Origin of the sequence: Shewanella sp. SM87 (assembly GCF_025653705.1) — a bacterium.
In the GTDB taxonomy this organism is placed as follows: Bacteria; Pseudomonadota; Gammaproteobacteria; order Enterobacterales; family Shewanellaceae; genus Shewanella; species Shewanella oncorhynchi.
Window position 1 is genome coordinate 1 of the sequence record NZ_JAKKSC010000004.1, and the last position, 16,442, is coordinate 16,442.

The following is a 16,442-nucleotide window of genomic DNA, read 5'->3' on the forward strand; positions in this document are numbered from 1 at the left end:
GTATGATGATGGTCATCACTTCGCTCATCGTCATACGGCCAGGGCGTTGACGCTTGCGTGTACCATCGGTTAACAGCGTTTTTTCCCATTCTGGAATGAAAACAGCGCAAAAATCATCGACATCGCAAAACACTTCCACTAATTTATGCATAGGCCCTCCGGTGTGATGGGGTTTCTCTTGGTCGAAAGATCCGATCACTTGGAGGGCTATTAGTTCAACATTTCTTATCCCGAGTTCAGGTTAATTAAGCAACATCAACGAACAACAAATCAAATTTGTGCTTTTAACTACAACGAACTCTAGTTATTAGCTTAACAAATCGCCAGTATGACAGTGAACTCGACCTTAGCGGATTTTCAGCGTTAATTTATTTTCTAAGCTGCCTGTAAGGCAGTGAACCAGTTGTGCGAAGAAGTTGAACTTGATTCAATTTTCTAAGCTGCCTGTAAGGCAGTGAACCAGTTGTGCGAAGAAGTTGAACTTGATTCAATTTTCTAAGCTGCCTGTAAGGCAGTGAACCCTTTCTGGTGACTCGGTAAAGTCGGCCATGATTTCTAAGCTGCCTGTAAGGCAGTGAACTTGTAGGTCGCCATGTGGCCTTGCATTTCTTTTTTCTAAGCTGCCTGTAAGGCAGTGAACTTGTAGGTCGCCATGTGGCCTTGCATTCCTTTTTTCTAAGCTGCCTGTAAGGCAGTGAACTCAGCAACACGGTTTACAAACTCTGTTGGCACTTTCTAAGCTGCCTGTAAGGCAGTGAACGAAATACAAGCTTTAGCACCCGGAGATAGAGTTTTCTAAGCTGCCTGTAAGGCAGTGAACACATCATGCAATATTTGGATGATCTCGCACTATTTCTAAGCTGCCTGTAAGGCAGTGAACAAAACTGGCGTTCGCGCAACACTTGAGCCACATTTCTAAGCTGCCTGTAAGGCAGTGAACGGTATGGGTATCAATCGCCCATTGATGTGATCTTTCTAAGCTGCCTGTAAGGCAGTGAACAACATCACTATCTCACTGCAGGCGCGGATCATTTTCTAAGCTGCCTGTAAGGCAGTGAACAGAGTGTGAAGGTTAATACCTGGCTAAGTTGCTTTCTAAGCTGCCTGTAAGGCAGTGAACTTGCGGCGAACCACTCCTCAATCCCTTTACTTTTTCTAAGCTGCCTGTAAGGCAGTGAACTGGGTATGGCGACTGATGTTGAGATTTATTTATTTCTAAGCTGCCTGTAAGGCAGTGAACATCAACCACAACAACGCGGCTAAGGCCGCAGATTTCTAAGCTGCCTGTAAGGCAGTGAACTTTATCGTAAATGGCTTGGTGTGACGTAAGAATTTCTAAGCTGCCTGTAAGGCAGTGAACTTATTACCATTGCGGCCTTATCGTTCGGTGTTTTTCTAAGCTGCCTGTAAGGCAGTGAACGATCGGTGAGGTATGTCTGTGAGCATTGCGCTTTTCTAAGCTGCCTGTAAGGCAGTGAACGATATGTGTTATGTGCTAGTCGCTGAAGTAGTTTTCTAAGCTGCCTGTAAGGCAGTGAACTTTTGTGTCAAACCGCGACAGCGGGTGGTTACTTTCTAAGCTGCCTGTAAGGCAGTGAACCCTGTGCCGACGCGCTCTTACCGAGCGGATTCTTTCTAAGCTGCCTGTAAGGCAGTGAACTGAAGGCAACTACGACTGGTGTGTACAATTTATTTCTAAGCTGCCTGTAAGGCAGTGAACTCGACTACAACAAGCTTAGATTTACACTGAGTTTTCTAAGCTGCCTGTAAGGCAGTGAACTCTTCGATCGCTAACACTAAACGCTGCGGGTCTTTCTAAGCTGCCTGTAAGGCAGTGAACAGCGCTCAAAAAGCGTGGGGTTTTCCGTGATATTTCTAAGCTGCCTGTAAGGCAGTGAACAGCGCTCAAAAAGCGTGGGGTTTTCCGTGATATTTCTAAGCTGCCTGTAAGGCAGTGAACAAAAGTGCTCGTTGAAGCTGTTCGAGGCCAAATTTCTAAGCTGCCTGTAAGGCAGTGAACGACCTAAAGCGGCTCAAAGCCTTTGAACGACGTTTCTAAGCTGCCTGTAAGGCAGTGAACACTGAGCCCGTGGCGACGCGCATTGGGCTGTCTTTCTAAGCTGCCTGTAAGGCAGTGAACATCAAGTTGTGCAGGACGTCGCGCCTGTATTTTTTCTAAGCTGCCTGTAAGGCAGTGAACGGGTTCGACTACATAGGGGCGCTGTTCGCCACTTTCTAAGCTGCCTGTAAGGCAGTGAACGACGTTTCAGTTTTTCGAGATCGGCTTTAGTATTTCTAAGCTGCCTGTAAGGCAGTGAACATTTCTAAGCGCGGTTCATCGCGATATAGGCGTTTCTAAGCTGCCTGTAAGGCAGTGAACAATTCGCAAATGGCGGTGTGTTATGAGTAAATTTTCTAAGCTGCCTGTAAGGCAGTGAACACTCAGTATTAAATGCACAAATGACTCCTGTATTTCTAAGCTGCCTGTAAGGCAGTGAACATGCCCCGCTAATCTGGTGCCTTGGATATTCTTTTCTAAGCTGCCTGTAAGGCAGTGAACTTATTAAGGGGATTTATCCCCTTGATGTGAGCTTTCTAAGCTGCCTGTAAGGCAGTGAACAAAAAAATCCAACTCTAGAAAGCTGCCAGGGTTTTCTAAGCTGCCTGTAAGGCAGTGAACCTAAAGGATTAATAGGAACAAGCGGTTCTATTTTTCTAAGCTGCCTGTAAGGCAGTGAACTAACAGGAAATGTATACCTTGGTTTACAGCGATTTCTAAGCTGCCTGTAAGGCAGTGAACATTTTTTCCATACGAAGAGTATCTTATGTCACTTTCTAAGCTGCCTGTAAGGCAGTGAACGCTGACAAAGGGAATGCTGTGGAACGAGCTAATTTCTAAGCTGCCTGTAAGGCAGTGAACCTGCATTTGCCGAACTAGAAACCAACGAGTGATTTCTAAGCTGCCTGTAAGGCAGTGAACAATAGACTAAATCAATAAAAATAAGTTACAACAGGCAGTTAGGATAAAAATTACTTTTTTACCTTATTAAAAACCACCCATTGTAACTTATTGTATTTAAATTATATTTTTAAAGAGCAAAAAATAAAGGGTTAAAACTTAACTTTTTCGTTCAATTTAAAAGTGCGGTACGGTACCCAATACTGACTGTCCATTCACTTTGGCACTCAAACCATAACAATCGAAGCCCCCATTTTGTGATATGCTTTGTTGCTGCATCTGAATAAACAGCGGGAACTTGCTGCTTTTATCTGGGGATCGTTGCTTTGTTTGCTGGCTATGCAAGTAAATAAAGGGCAAAGAGCACAATGCTGTCGGCTTGCTTTGTTGTAAATCCGCTAAGCATTCCACCAGCGGTTTACCGGATTTTTCTGCCCATAGTGCGGCTTTTTGCTGCATATCCCGCTCAATACGTTCAGGCGATTTAACCTGCTTGCGTACAAAGCTTACGTAAGTTACATCGCTTGGTACGGGTTTGATCCCTTTGATGTGCACATAGTCTTCATATCGAGTTAACCACTGATGAATTGCCAGCTTTTCCAGTGTCGCTTGCTCTTTTGCAAACAGGCGCAACTTACTGCCCAGCGGAAACTTCGCTTGACGATAATCAGGAAAAGCAACTGCAACGAGCGATTGATTGCTACTCACTTTGTGCTCCACCAAGGCAATGTGGACTTGTTGAAAGACGTTTTGCCAAAGAAAGCCCAAGGCAATGTCAGCATCTGGCAGTAAAGTGATCTCTTGGTAGTAGTTCATCACTGCCACCTATTTGTCACTTTCGCCAAATACACCGCCACGCACTAATACCGCCATGACGTAATGCTCATCTTCTTCACGGGGCAAGCTTTCACCACGCGCCCATTTATCAAAGAAAGTGTAAAAATCTTGCTTATCTTTCGGGGTACGAAATGCCTTTCCTAAATTGGTGACAGCGCCATAGGGTTCAATCGCAATGGCTCCAGCACTTTGCTCCTCTGATGCGTAATCTGGGTACCAAGTATCAATTGATCGCAGTGCGTTACCAATTTTTTGTGAGTGCATCGCAGCATGCTCATTAACTGCATACAGGATTTTACTTTTCTTGGTTTTGCTGTTGCCTTTATCGAGCACTAACTCTTCACTAGGGTAAACTTCTTGGGCTTTACCCACCTTAGCGTAGCAGTCAATTTGCAGCATCAAATGATCCGTTTCGCTGGCCAGTGCCTGAGCAATTCTGTCAGCCAAACTATTGATGTGTGAATCATTATGATCAAAGTGTCGAGTACTGAATTGTTTAGCATTAAAAGTCCACGCCTGCTCTGCCCCTTTGTTCAATGCCTTGATTTGCACTTCAATTTCTTCTGCGCCAACGCGGTTGCGCCATAGAAAACGGGCATTGGCAAGGTTGGTGGCATAGCGTTTCGCCAATTCGAAACAGCCATATTTGGTAATGTACTGCGAAACCGCAGCACTGTAACTCTGTTTGAACAGCGCATTGTTACACGCCGAAGGTTGGACAAGCCCCCCTAATACTTTGAGTGTGAAATGTAGCTTCAAAGTATCTTGATCCTGCCCCAAAGCACAGGCATCCACTCGTTGTAAGTTTGCTTTTTCAACTTCCGCATTCAGCTTAGCAGGATCGTTTTGCACTGCGGCTTTTAAACGGTTGGAAATGGTGCCACGTACCGATTTTTCTTGTAGGGCTAATGGGGTTGCTTGCTCTTTTGTTTCCCACTGGCATCCAAAGAGGTAGCCATCGGATGGGACTAGTTTCTTTTCAAATGCCAATACTGAAGCGATGTCGTTATTTTTAGCCATGAGGTTGTTCCTTATTGATATTCGTTGATAGCGTTAACTTGCTGACAAAGGTAAAGATCGTTTGGTAAATCGGGGTGGTATTGCCAAAGGATGTCATCAAGATGTTTGATTTTGTACGCCATGACAAATTCGCCCAGCGTGACCACACTTTCGGCAAAGCGATGCGGCACTGATGGATCGCGCTGATTTTTTACCTCACCTAATGGTGAAATGCCCTGAAATCCGGTGGCAATGGGCACAATCCAGCCACTCGTCTTGCGCTGGCTATGCCAAACAACGCTTTGGTCTTCAAGCTCACATCTGTGGTGTACGGTGAGATAACCAAGCAGCGCATCTATCGCGTCAGCGCCTTGCTGCATGGTGTCAATCATTAAGTCGCGGCGTTCAATCAGCACATAACCTGGCATTAATTGGCGTAGGGCTTGGGCAGTATCCTCTTCCGTAATCACAGATTTAACTGAGTGCTTCCCAACGGAAAGAACGTCGCCTCCTGCCACTTTCATCGTCGCGATCACTGCTTGTAACTGCTGGGTAAACTCTGGCTGCTGAACTTGATCCTCATTGCCACTCCACTCAATGACAAGGGACACATCTAAATGACAGCGTGCTTCCTCGATAAATGCCGAGCGTGAACCATCCTTATCGAGTGGATTAGCTGTACCGATTATTGAATGAACAAAGTCACCCTCACCTTTATGGGTTTGCACTTTACAGAGATGGCTAACCACAGCGACACTGTGCAGCATGAGCTCAGATAAACCTGCTTGGTTCAGCTTGCGTTCTAAGGCATGCACGAATCCTAACCATGCCGTCATCGCCGGAAAGCCAATGGTCAATGGACTTGAAAGTGCATTGGCGTTATGAATTTTTAGATGCGGAAGAATCAATATATTCATCGCAAGTTCTCCTTATTGCTGGCAACCACATTCTCAATCGCCAGCAGCTCTTGGTCAGCCAATGTGACGGGATTGGCAATAACTTTGCTGCGGGTGTAGTGATTGATTAAGCCACGGGTAATGTGGCGAGTGATTTTATCGAGCCACTCATCTCCCTGATGACGCTGCTCAGCAAACTCTGGATAGAGCCAGATTTTTTGCTCCAAAGGCAACGCACTCGATAATTCACCGGAATATTCTTCAAGAAACAGGCGTACTTGCCACATTTTTTCAATCACCAAATCAACGTATTGCTGAATGCGGTAGTCGCGTCCATCACGGAGATTAATGTTGTTGTGGTCGGTGATAAAAAGTCGATGTAGCGCTTCAAGCACCTCTTTGGCTTGCCAAGCGGTAAAACTCTCTTTGAAAAAGTCCGTTTTCGGTAGGCGGATATCGCGAGGTGTTAACTCCGGCGGTATCGAGGCCAGCAAATGCGCTTTACCTGCGTTTTGGTTATTGAGCACGCTGATATTTTGCGGTTTTGTGCCGCCAAACCCAATCGTGGTTAGGCCAAAGATCTCTTGGTAACCCGCAGGGTGAAATTGACTCGTTTTTTTGCACTCTCTTGCCTCTTTTACCGTATCACCAAATCGAAGGGCATCAAGACGTTTACGTAATTCAAAAAGATGGCCGGAATGAGTTAATAACGACAATAAATGATATTCTCCATCGGCTATCGGGAAATAGACTTGCTTAATCTTCGAGCTGGAAACAGACGCCTGATCGCTATCGACCATTTTTAAAAAGCCATCGCGTAGCGCCTGATATTCACAGCTTGGTATATCAAGCAATTGCCGAGCTAACTCGCTCTCTTGCTCAATATGCAACAGTAAAGAACCTTGGTCGCTCATCTCTAAGCTGAGAAACTTGTATACATCTAATGCCGCCGCGTTACCTAGTGCATCTGGCTCAACACTCACATTACCGGAGCGAAGAAAACCATCTGTCCTAGGTTTGTTCTTAGCAATAATGGACGAGACATAACCATTTTTATTTTTCCGCGCACTCGGATGACTAAAGGTACAAGGATGCGAAGCCACTGAAATTTGCCCCGCCCTTTTGGCCGCATCAGGCAACCAATTGTCTAATAGAAAGTTTTGCTCACACTCCTGTTGTTTTTCCAATACTTCTGTATCAGACATTGCTGCACTGATGTTTTTCTTTAGCCATGCTTCTTTACGCTCCGCAAAAAAGGCGGCTATTGCTGGATCTATCACTTGACATCTCCCTTTTTGATTAATTTTTGTTCAGCTTATAACCACCACAAAACAAGATCAACCATTATTTAATTATTTAAATATAAATTTTGAAAATCCTTTGAAAGAGTTCTACTCATGCTGTAGCCTCTCCCTCGACTGCAAAAATGCAGCTTAGAAAATTATCTAATTGTTTAAGTTGTTCACTACCATGCAGGTAGCTAAAGGCTGGATTTTTCCAGCCTTTATTTTTAGGAAGTTCTGACTAACCCTAGCTGGTCGTTGTAGCTGTATTGCTGATTACCTTCACGGTAGATAAAACTGATTTCGCCATAGCGCACTGACGTGGCAAACTCCAGCTCAGGGCTTGGGCTATATAAACTGACTAACTCACTGTAATCACGCTGTAGCCAGAGCACCTTTTGCTGCGTTGGTGCAAGCGGCAGATGTTCAATATTCAAAGTGCGTTCAATAGGATGTAAGCCGCCCTGTTCTTCACGCAAACAAAACTCAATGCTGCGCGCTTTTTTAACTAAGTAGATTTGTACTGTGGGTTCACTTTTACGAAAGCGTTTGAAGTATTGCGGCAGTGCGGTAAGCCACCAGTAGCCGTGAATATGACCGTGCAGATGTTCATTCCATATTGACTGTGGCGAGCTATTGCGACGATTACGGCTATATCGATCCTGACGACTGGTATTGGCTTGCTGTGGTTTGCCAATTTGATCGGTACCAAGGGTTTTTGCGGTTGCAAAGTGCTCTAAATCCGCCAAATTGTTGCGCGGTTCTAGCACTGCTCGCTTTTGAATACGGACAATCGCGTTGACCGATTGCAACAGAGATTGTTCATCCACCAACTCACATAAATCATGAGTGACGAGCTGAGTGGCGCTGTCTGTTTCGTAACCTGGGTGATTAAAGGCCCGTTCATCTTTCCCTCTAAAGCCCTTGATGTTGTATTGCAACAGCCCAATGTTCGGTTCCAGAATTTCTCCATCACGATGCCTGCGTACACGGCCTGCCATTTGAATAATCGAACGAAAAGATGAGGGCTCAATCACTGCCCAGTCAAAGTCATGGTCACGCCCCACTTCTTCAACCGGGGTTGCAACCAGAATAAAAATCAGATTTTTTGCTTGGCAAGCCGCTAGGTGTTCGCGGATCACGGGATGAGCAAAAGCACTCGGCAGTTCCCCCACTTTCTCTTTGCGTTTGAGCACCTCATCCAAATGCTTTTCTTGCGCATGACGCAGCAACATCACTTGCTGACTATGATAAGCCATGCAGCGCACTTCGGTATCGGCTGGCCAATCACAACTGAGTAGATATTGGGTTAATTCGACGCAAGGTTGAATATTGGCAACACGAACCACGCCAAACGACACCCGTGTTTGGCTTTCTGGTTCTAACGTGTTGTGGTGCTGGTGTTTAGCCAAAATAGCTTGTTTGACTATGTCGAAATACTGTTTATCTAGCGGCTGATCATTTTGTTTAATACATTGAATGATATCGGCCTTTCTCTTCGCGACTTGCTGTTTTAGCTTATCCACACGTTTAGACACAAAGCGTTGTTGGAACGTCTCATAGGCAGCTAAATCAGGATCATCGCAGCCCACCATCTGAACGTCGGCACTAAATTCATCGACATAAACACAATTAATACTGCTGACTCGATCACGGCTGGCGGCAAAGACTGCCCACCCTTGACGATAGGCACTGTATAAACCAAGTGCTAAATCCGGCGGTATGGTGGCCGAGGAAATCATCACTTTACGCCCGAGCATGCCAGCCAAATGCACTAATCGGCCAATCGCAATTAGATCATCGCCGGTGAAATCATCGATCTCATCAATGACTAGGTCGGACGACATTAAACGCAAACAAGGCAGAATATAGCGGCCACCACGTTTGGTTTCCGTTGCGGCCATGATGTGGTCGATGGTGCACACCAGTACAGGGGCATACAGAAGTTTTCGGTCTTTTTCTTTGGTTAAAACGGTCGTGAGCTCCTCTTCAGGTAGCACACCTTGCCAATCGAGAACATCGTTTTCATCTTGAAGACTCTCCAAAGACTCAGAACCAGCGTCAGCTTGTTCGGGTTCAATGTCGTCTTTTTCAACCGCCTTACCCGATTGATGTAACTCAGAAATGGCTTTAGAGCCTATAAGTACTGCCAAGTCGCTCTCTTGCAGTTTGAGACGTTCTTTGTATTCGTCACCGGTTTGCAAAGTGAGTGTGCGCAAGCCAAGTGCCAGAATAAAACGCAGACTTTCACCCTCTTCAGATAACGCCTGCATAATTTTGGCGTTGGCGATGGTTTTGCCACAACCGGTACTGGCCATGTTCACCACAAAATAGCCTTGGCTTTTATCTTCCGTGTGTTCACGCCACTCGTTGATTTTGCGTACCGCTTTGTCTTGCCAACGGAATGCCTTAGGCGTGTTAGCCTTAGGTGCCAGCTCGCTGAGCTCGGTGGCTTTGAGCGGCTCAGTTTCAAAAAACGGCAGTAACTTCACTGTGTTCACCGCGACTTTAGCGACATTCACTAAGTGCTCATCCAGCTTTTGTTTACGCTCTTTGGTGGTTGGATCGGTATTAGCGTACAGCTCTATCGACGTTTGCCATTGATGATCATTGGGTTGTGAAGAATAATAGTGATCACCTAGCATCAGGCACAATCGAGCATGGTGTAGAATCCCCCGCCAACTACCATCATTCATTGCCTGTTCGAGTAAAGGTAGGTGATGTAATAAGTCTTTCGCGCGGCGTTTTAGCTCAGCAAGCCAAATCGAGGAATTAGAGAGCAGCCCTAACGGAAACTCAAAACATTTCAGCAGCAGCGCGTTGTACTCATCAAAGCGGTTTTCATAGCCCCATGCTGGGGTAATTCTGGCTAATAAATCCGCCAACGACGAGTTATCAACTTCTCGTTGTTTATCACACAAGTCTTTCTCTTTGGGTAAAGGCAACCGGTGATGAGAAACGATCAACCAAGCGATCAAAGCTGCGGCTGTCGGTAATTCGGCAAGCGCCTTTTCTCTTGGTAATGCATGGGCGTTAAAGCAAGTTTCATCTATGCCTTTATCAATCAGTGAATTTAGCCAAACCTCATCAAGACGTTCGTGATCTTGACAAGAAATCCATTGGTGGAAGAGCAAACAAGATACCCACTCATGGCGTAGCGGGTCACCTTTATGCTTGATTTTAATTTCTGGATTTAACTTTTCCTGGAAAAGTAAAGATGCTTTACCCCAATCGTGCAGCAAAGCGGCCATGCCAGTGATCACCTTAATCAGTGGTAAATATTTCCAATCGTTTTCATATTCGCTGTTGAGTAAATCTTTTTCTGTACTATTAACAGGCACAATGCCCTGTGCATTAAACTTCTTTTTATTACCCACCACCCATAAAAACTGACTACGCGAACGGGAACGGATCCAGTGGCAACTGACGGCGGTACTGCGGGTGGCGGTTTGGCGAAGCATTTTTTTCACCGTGAGTAACCCTTCTTCAGTGATGAGGGTTTGCCAGGTGTTATCACCAATGCGGTTGGCGAAGGCATCCAGTACACGACGGGTTTTCTGGAGGGCGTTTTTCTCGCATTGGCTAACAAAGGTAACCATCATCGTGGGTTCACCTCACTCTCTTGCTCGATCTTTGGCTTGCTCTCAAGGTGCTTTTCTGGCTTGTTCTCAGGTTCGTTCTCGGACTCTGTCTGGCCTTGCAGAGCAATACTTTTCACCGTATCGAACATAAAATCGAGTGCTTTATGCTCGATAAAAGCTTGCAGTATTTGTTGGCGAAACTCTTGTTCGGTGGCGTTTTCTTTAGCGCAAACAAACGCCCACGGCAGCACGATGGCATCTTTAATTAAATCCGCCACATCGAACACTAAAGCTCCCCTTCGGGTTTTGCCATGCATAACAGCAAAACCATGGGGAATGCCAAGCACCCACAAGCAGCTTGCTGCGAGGCCATAGGCTAAGTAGTTGCCATGATTCAAAAAATCATTGGCTTTGTCAGTGCATTTTTTGTCTGGTTGGTGCTGGCGAGTAAAACCGTCTTTGCCTGTGTTATTGGCGGCATACTTGTATAGCGCTTTGGTGAGCTGCGCTTCCGTAAGCAGCAGTTCGGCAGGTTTGCTGGCAGATTCGGTACGCTGGTGAAAGGTTTCAAGGGATTGTTTTATCACTTCATCTTGCAGATTAAATTTCTCAAGGGTTAGTTCTCGGTCTGATCGCCAAACACGCTGCAAATAATCAATCCGCGCGTTTTGAAATTGCTTCGCGGCAGTTAAGCGTTTTTCATCATCAAACCAGAATGAAAGCCAGCCATGTAAGTATTCTGTCGGGCGATATTCGCTCTGTGGCGTGAACCACTCCACCTCGCAAGCCATGTGCAGTGGCGTGCCACCTCCACCACAAAACCCCACCAATACGCCAGCCTGTGAGAGCATACGCATCGCGGCTTGAGTAATTGAGGTACCGTTGCCGAGCATCAGCACTGTGGTGTTGGCAATCGGAATATTGAAGTAGAGGTTTTCTTTATCGGCTTCGGTCAAATAGAGCACACGGCCATCTTTTTGCATCACACGGCAATATTCCAAGTAATACATATTGGCGCGCTTTGAGTGCAGAATTGTTTTTAAATCAGAAGGTGAAAAATCATCCATAAAAAACCTTAGTGTGCTCTCCGTTTCAAATACATACTACATTCATAAACGCTTACTCACCATAACGTTGTTGTGACACCTAAGTCATATTTAGCAACTAAATCATCTCTAAACGGATATTCATAATCGCTAATTCCATTTAAGACTTAACTTATTAAGTAGTGCATTCAAACTCTTTAAGTTAACAATCTCTTGCTTCTATCCTTTCTAAAATCCACTCCTGAACTTCACTTTCAACCCATGCAACGGCCCTATCGCCTAATGATACTGGTTTGGGAAAGGCTCCTTCTGCGATATATTTGTAGATGGTTGAACGGGCAAGGCCGGTACAGTCGATAACTTCTTTTAGTCTGATTAATCTCATTTTTTTAATCCTCTGGTTTAGTTCAAACCATGAGGAGTGGCGGTTATCTTTAACTGTGAAATTTGGCGGCCTCCAACCTTTTTCACATCTATATCACTGAGATGCAGTAATCCATTACTGTCACATCCCACCAGAAGCGACTGCAACCAGTGGCAAATCTATCTATTTAGAATAAGGAGGCTTTATGCCTATCGCATTTATCGCGGGCTTTATGCTTGGCGTTGGAATTTACCGCAGCTTAAAGGAGAAGCACTATGTTTAGCCTGCTCATCAATAGGCCCGTGGCTGAGTTATTTATTCTCGGCGTGATTGCTGGTTACGACTGGGCGAAAAACAAAGGTATGTAGCCTAGTTTATTCATGTCCTCACAAAGCCAAGGTGCCCACAAGCACCTTGGCTTTTATGTCTGTTTCAAACTTTTTTTAGCTATATATCACTCCAGTGCATAAGCCCATTAACGCTTTCAAGGAGCCTGATATGTCAACAAAACCTATGCACACCAGTACAACTATTCGACCTGTGACGCTATGGCCACCATCGGATGACGTCATCCTAGCCTCTGCCGCCAATATCATTGCCGAACGCTATGTAAAGAAGGACGCCTACACCAACCCTCAAGCCACTAAGGATTTTTTAACTTACAAACTGGGAGGATATGAGCGGGAGGTGTTTGCGGTGATGCTGCTCAATAATCAGCATCAATTACTCGAATTTAAAGAGCTGTTCTTTGGCACTTTAGATGCTGCCAGTGTTTATCCAAGGGAAGTGGTTAAAGCGGTATTTGCCGTCAATGCGGCGACGGTGATTTTTGCCCATAACCATCCCTCCGGTGAGTCTGAACCTTCATCTGCAGATAAGCACATCACCAAACGGTTAACCGATGCATTAGCACTTATCGATGTGCGCGTGCTTGACCATATTGTGGTTGGCCGCACGCCAGTGTCCTTTGCTGAGCGCGGCTTACTCTAGCCAGCGTTAAAACCTGCCACGCCAAATCAAGGAGTCCATCATGATTGAATTTACCGATAGCTTTTCACAGGCCTGTGTTGCTGAGGCCTGCGCCGCCTTTCCCGAACTGCGTAACCGCTTAGCTGTTGAGCTGATTTTGCCGATGTTTGTCCGGCCACTTAATGCCATGGGCCAAGTGATTGGAAAGCCAGTCGTTGCACCACACCGCGAGCTACATAAAACCGTATTATTTGTTTTTCACCGCGATGTGGTTGAGCACTTGCCCAAGGAGATTAGCTTTTGCCGCTATGTTTGCCCCTGTGACACTTATGGTGTGCCTATGGGTGAATGGCAACGGGTGATCAACGGCGTGTACTTTAACCATGGCAGCAATGAACAGCCCAATTGGAGCGTGCATACCTAATATACCTAATTTTACAAACCGTTACCTAAACGTCATCCACTCCATTAACCACTTGTATTTACCACTGCTTTAGCTCGCCAGCTAACAAGCAACCCACTCCCTAAAGTTCTTTTCAACCATTGAGGTCAATATGACAACTCTTAAACTTTTCGATATTGAGCACGCCTGGGGTCTACCTCGTAAGGTGTCTCCTCGCTTTGGTGCGAGGCTGATTTTACGTGGTCTGCATTTGGATTATCTCAATGACCGAGCTAACTTTGTCGGTGAGTTTCCACCTGAAGTACGCGAACGCTTCAATCACGCTTTCCCGAAATTGGTTAAACAACTTGAGCGTCTCATCGTCACCGGTGAGATAGATGCCAGAGAGCAGCACAGCGTCACCATTGAGTACGATGACTTTACCTGTGAGGCCGATACCTTAGGCAGCCATGGTTATTTGTATATTGCTGTCTATCAATCCGCAGACAAACCACTACCCGCATTAACACTCGCCCCTTCGATAACCTTGTAACACCAAAGCGCATCCTGATACCTGATCACGCTCCATCAGACTCGTTTCACTCAATCTTTACCCCACCAGCAAACACAGCAAGAGCCCAGGAGTTGTAGCTCCTAGGCTCTTGCGTGTGCGCGTAAATCAAAGAAGGAATATCCCATGACATTAACCATCAAGCGTAACCAACAGCCAGCGATGCCAGATCGTTTTTACCAAGTGATTGAAAAGGAACTGGCTAACGTCGATCCAAAAGACGCCAACGCCATCACCCTTAATTTTCGAGATCCAGACTACAGCGCCGAAGCGGGCGGCTTTCATCCCGTCGAAGTGCGGCTTGAGAAACAGCAAGAACATTGGCGCTTAGTGTACGTCACCGACTTTGCTTTTCGCGGTCATCCCTTCCCTGAGCTCATTAAAGACATCGATATCTGCTTTAACAGCAAGCAGGTCTATAGCCTATTTAGTGGCTGGATTGGGGAGCGGGAATGCAGAGCATTAATCGATTTATTTTCCCAAAACTTTGCCACTTATTTCGATATGGGGGTTTACAAGGTGAAGGTCAGTTTGGATTAACGCTCTTAGCCAAATCAAGTTCCCAGAATCCTAAAACGGGAACACTCAACCCCTTGCCCAATAAGGCTCTGCGCAATGCAAGTGCCCAAAAACACACTATAGCAAAAAAGAGGAACATGACCATGCCTGAGGTTCACGCAGTTAAAGACCAAGATACGGTTAAGCTTATCAGCTACTTACTGGAAAGACAGTTTAGCCAGCAACTGGCCGATGTGTGGAATATCGGCCTTAATCTCGCCCTGCGGATCTCTGACTTACTCTCGATTAAGTTCAGTGATATCCACGGCGATAGACTTATCATTAAGGAATCTAAAACCGGCAAAATTGCCAATATCAAACTCAACCAAAAGACGCTGGAACGGATTCAGCGTATTGCGCGCGAACATCCTAACCATATCTACCTGTTCCAGTCCTACCGTAATCAACGGGCGAAGCACATCAAACCTGCGCCTTTGTCACGGCGCTATATTTGCCGCGCCCTAGCGATGATTGGAGAAGAACTCAAAATAGCCTTAGGCACCCACTCGATGCGCAAAACCCGTGGCTATCTGCTGTATCAACAAACCAAAGATATTGGCCGAGTAATGAAGATGCTCAGGCACAGCGCCGAAGAAACTACCCTTCGGTATATCGGTATTGAGCAAGACGATATCGATAAGGACTTTGTCGAGCTGGAAATCTAACAATAAGGAGGGTGAGCACCCTCCTTATTTTTTGTCAAAAACGACTTTATTTTTAAACAGCAACGCAAAAGAGTTACGGCTTAATGTGTTTACATTACTTATAACCTTGAACTAGGTAGAGCGATTCATTTTGCTTTTCACCATCAACATAAATTTTTAGTTCCTGAGCACTAGTGAAAACAGCTTTAAATGACGAGCTAAACAATCCATTTTGAACATACTGAGCTGGTGGCATCACAGGTTTGTACTCATAAATCTGCTCTCCGGCCCTAACCCTAAAACAATCAAGGTTATATGCAACTTGGGTTGCTTCACCTGGTTCAATCCGAGACAACTCAATATCTGAATAGCCAGACAGAATGTGGATGGTATTACTGCTCTCATTCAAAACCTCAACATTAAATTGAGTAGGACAACCCGCCAAACTTAAGCTAGTAAGCACAGTAGCAACCGTTTTAAGTAACACATGTAAAATTCTCATAAAATCTGCTCTCAATAAGGGACTAGCCTTCAAGATGTACTTAGGTCTTTCGTAAAATCAAAAAGTTAGTCCGTTTTAGTTAGATGACATCCACTTAATCAGTTTCTTATGAAAATAGATGATTTTATGATTATCCAGAGGTAGCAGGGAGTCGGAAAAATCGAGAGCAAAATCCACATCTTTGACCTTTTCAGGGAATTTAAAGTACAAGTTATAACAGTTATCTACAAATTCACTGCCGAGCCGTAAACTCTCATTTTTATCGGCAATGTCTATACTGCGAGTACCCCATCCAGCACCTAAAGAATAATCAGAACCACAAAAGATAGGATCATAGTCTTTAAATTTCATCACCCTATATGGTTTGAAATGCTGTTCAACACCATTAACTTTCATGATTAGTACGATATTGTTTGCTATTAACTCAACATCCAACTTCAAGGGTTTTACCCCCAATGCGACTATGATTTCATCATTATTAAACTGACTATCACGCCAACGGTTCATCTCTATACCCAGCATGGCATTACCGCGGTACTTGGTTTCATAATTGGTCAACAACAATGAGAGATGGACGCTAGAAAACTCAATGTACTTATCAAGACTCTTGTTCTGCTTATATTCTCTCGTATCTGGAACAGAATCCCACTGCTTGATTGAAGGCACACTGGCGACCTCCAAAATGGTGGAAGTGCAGCCACACAAGCAAAGACCGATAAGCAGTAACAAATACTTCATCACTCATTCCTTCTACTCTTACCCATATCAGCTCAAAACTAATTGAGCCAATACATCAACCGAATCAACACCAAGTGACTTAATGGGCTTTACTGAGTAGATAAAAATACACG

14 protein-coding genes, 1 pseudogene and 1 CRISPR repeat array are annotated in these 16,442 nt (G+C 45.1%); of the genes and pseudogenes, 5 read left to right on the top strand and 10 right to left on the bottom strand.

Going from position 1 to position 16,442, the window contains the following annotated elements; translation table 11 throughout:
* The 8 genes and pseudogenes from L5M11_RS04130 to L5M11_RS04165 form a co-directional block, all read right to left on the bottom strand.
* Positions 1-151: pseudogene (locus L5M11_RS04130) on the bottom strand (IS982 family transposase); the annotation flags it as partial.
* Between the two features lie 221 nt (positions 152-372).
* Positions 373-2,980: direct repeats of the CRISPR family, unit length 28 nt; unit sequence TTTCTAAGCTGCCTGTAAGGCAGTGAAC.
* Positions 2,981-3,136: 156 nt separating this feature from the next.
* Positions 3,137-3,775, bottom strand: coding sequence for a type I-F CRISPR-associated endoribonuclease Cas6/Csy4 (gene cas6f / locus L5M11_RS04135; RefSeq protein WP_263191454.1), 639 nt, complete (start codon positions 3,773-3,775; stop codon positions 3,137-3,139).
* A gap of 9 nt (positions 3,776-3,784) precedes the next feature.
* Entirely contained in the window at positions 3,785-4,816 is a 1,032-nt protein-coding gene (gene csy3 / locus L5M11_RS04140; protein ID WP_263191457.1) for a type I-F CRISPR-associated protein Csy3, read from the bottom strand.
* Positions 4,817-4,827: 11 nt separating this feature from the next.
* On the bottom strand, positions 4,828-5,712 hold the full coding sequence (gene csy2 / locus L5M11_RS04145; protein WP_263191459.1) for a type I-F CRISPR-associated protein Csy2: 885 nt from the start codon (positions 5,710-5,712) through the stop codon (positions 4,828-4,830).
* On the bottom strand, positions 5,709-6,971 hold the full coding sequence (csy1, locus tag L5M11_RS04150) for a type I-F CRISPR-associated protein Csy1 (protein WP_263191461.1): 1,263 nt from the start codon (positions 6,969-6,971) through the stop codon (positions 5,709-5,711). Before csy1 ends, csy2 begins: the two co-directional genes overlap by 4 nt.
* A 230-nt stretch (positions 6,972-7,201) precedes the next feature.
* Positions 7,202-10,576, bottom strand: a complete 3,375-nt coding sequence (gene cas3f / locus L5M11_RS04155) for a type I-F CRISPR-associated helicase Cas3f (protein WP_263191462.1) — start codon at positions 10,574-10,576, stop codon at positions 7,202-7,204.
* The gene (cas1f, locus tag L5M11_RS04160) at positions 10,573-11,622 is read right to left on the bottom strand and encodes a type I-F CRISPR-associated endonuclease Cas1f (protein WP_263191464.1); all 1,050 of its coding nucleotides are present in this window, start codon (positions 11,620-11,622) and stop codon (positions 10,573-10,575) included. The genes cas3f and cas1f overlap by 4 nt, the downstream gene beginning before the upstream one ends.
* Positions 11,623-11,803: 181 nt before the next feature.
* Positions 11,804-11,986, bottom strand: a complete 183-nt coding sequence (locus tag L5M11_RS04165) for a helix-turn-helix transcriptional regulator (RefSeq protein WP_208662459.1) — start codon at positions 11,984-11,986, stop codon at positions 11,804-11,806.
* Positions 11,987-12,463: 477 nt separating this feature from the next.
* Between L5M11_RS04165 and radC the strand changes: the two genes are divergently transcribed.
* From radC to L5M11_RS04190, 5 genes are all read left to right on the top strand, one after another.
* The gene (gene radC / locus L5M11_RS04170; RefSeq protein ID WP_411569284.1) at positions 12,464-12,955 is read left to right on the top strand and encodes a RadC family protein; all 492 of its coding nucleotides are present in this window, start codon (positions 12,464-12,466) and stop codon (positions 12,953-12,955) included.
* Positions 12,956-12,995: 40 nt separating this feature from the next.
* A complete protein-coding gene (locus L5M11_RS04175; protein WP_263191468.1) occupies positions 12,996-13,358 on the top strand; it encodes a hypothetical protein in 363 nt (120 codons plus the stop codon).
* Between the two features lie 130 nt (positions 13,359-13,488).
* Positions 13,489-13,869, top strand: a complete 381-nt coding sequence (locus L5M11_RS04180; RefSeq protein WP_263191470.1) for a type IV toxin-antitoxin system YeeU family antitoxin — start codon at positions 13,489-13,491, stop codon at positions 13,867-13,869.
* Positions 13,870-14,013: 144 nt separating this feature from the next.
* Positions 14,014-14,427 (top strand): DUF2787 domain-containing protein, encoded by a 414-nt coding sequence (locus L5M11_RS04185; protein WP_263191471.1) that lies wholly within the window; start codon positions 14,014-14,016, stop codon positions 14,425-14,427.
* 122 nt (positions 14,428-14,549) lie between these two features.
* Positions 14,550-15,110, top strand: coding sequence for a tyrosine-type recombinase/integrase (locus L5M11_RS04190; protein WP_115336121.1), 561 nt, complete (start codon positions 14,550-14,552; stop codon positions 15,108-15,110).
* Positions 15,111-15,204: 94 nt separating this feature from the next.
* On the opposite strand, the gene L5M11_RS04195 is transcribed toward L5M11_RS04190, so the two are convergent.
* Positions 15,205-15,591: a hypothetical protein gene (locus tag L5M11_RS04195; RefSeq protein ID WP_263191472.1), complete on the bottom strand. Its 387-nt coding sequence runs from the start codon at positions 15,589-15,591 to the stop codon at positions 15,205-15,207.
* Positions 15,592-15,666: 75 nt separating this feature from the next.
* Positions 15,667-16,329, bottom strand: a complete 663-nt coding sequence (locus tag L5M11_RS04200) for a hypothetical protein (RefSeq protein WP_263191473.1) — start codon at positions 16,327-16,329, stop codon at positions 15,667-15,669.
* Positions 16,330-16,442: the final 113 nt, after the last annotated feature.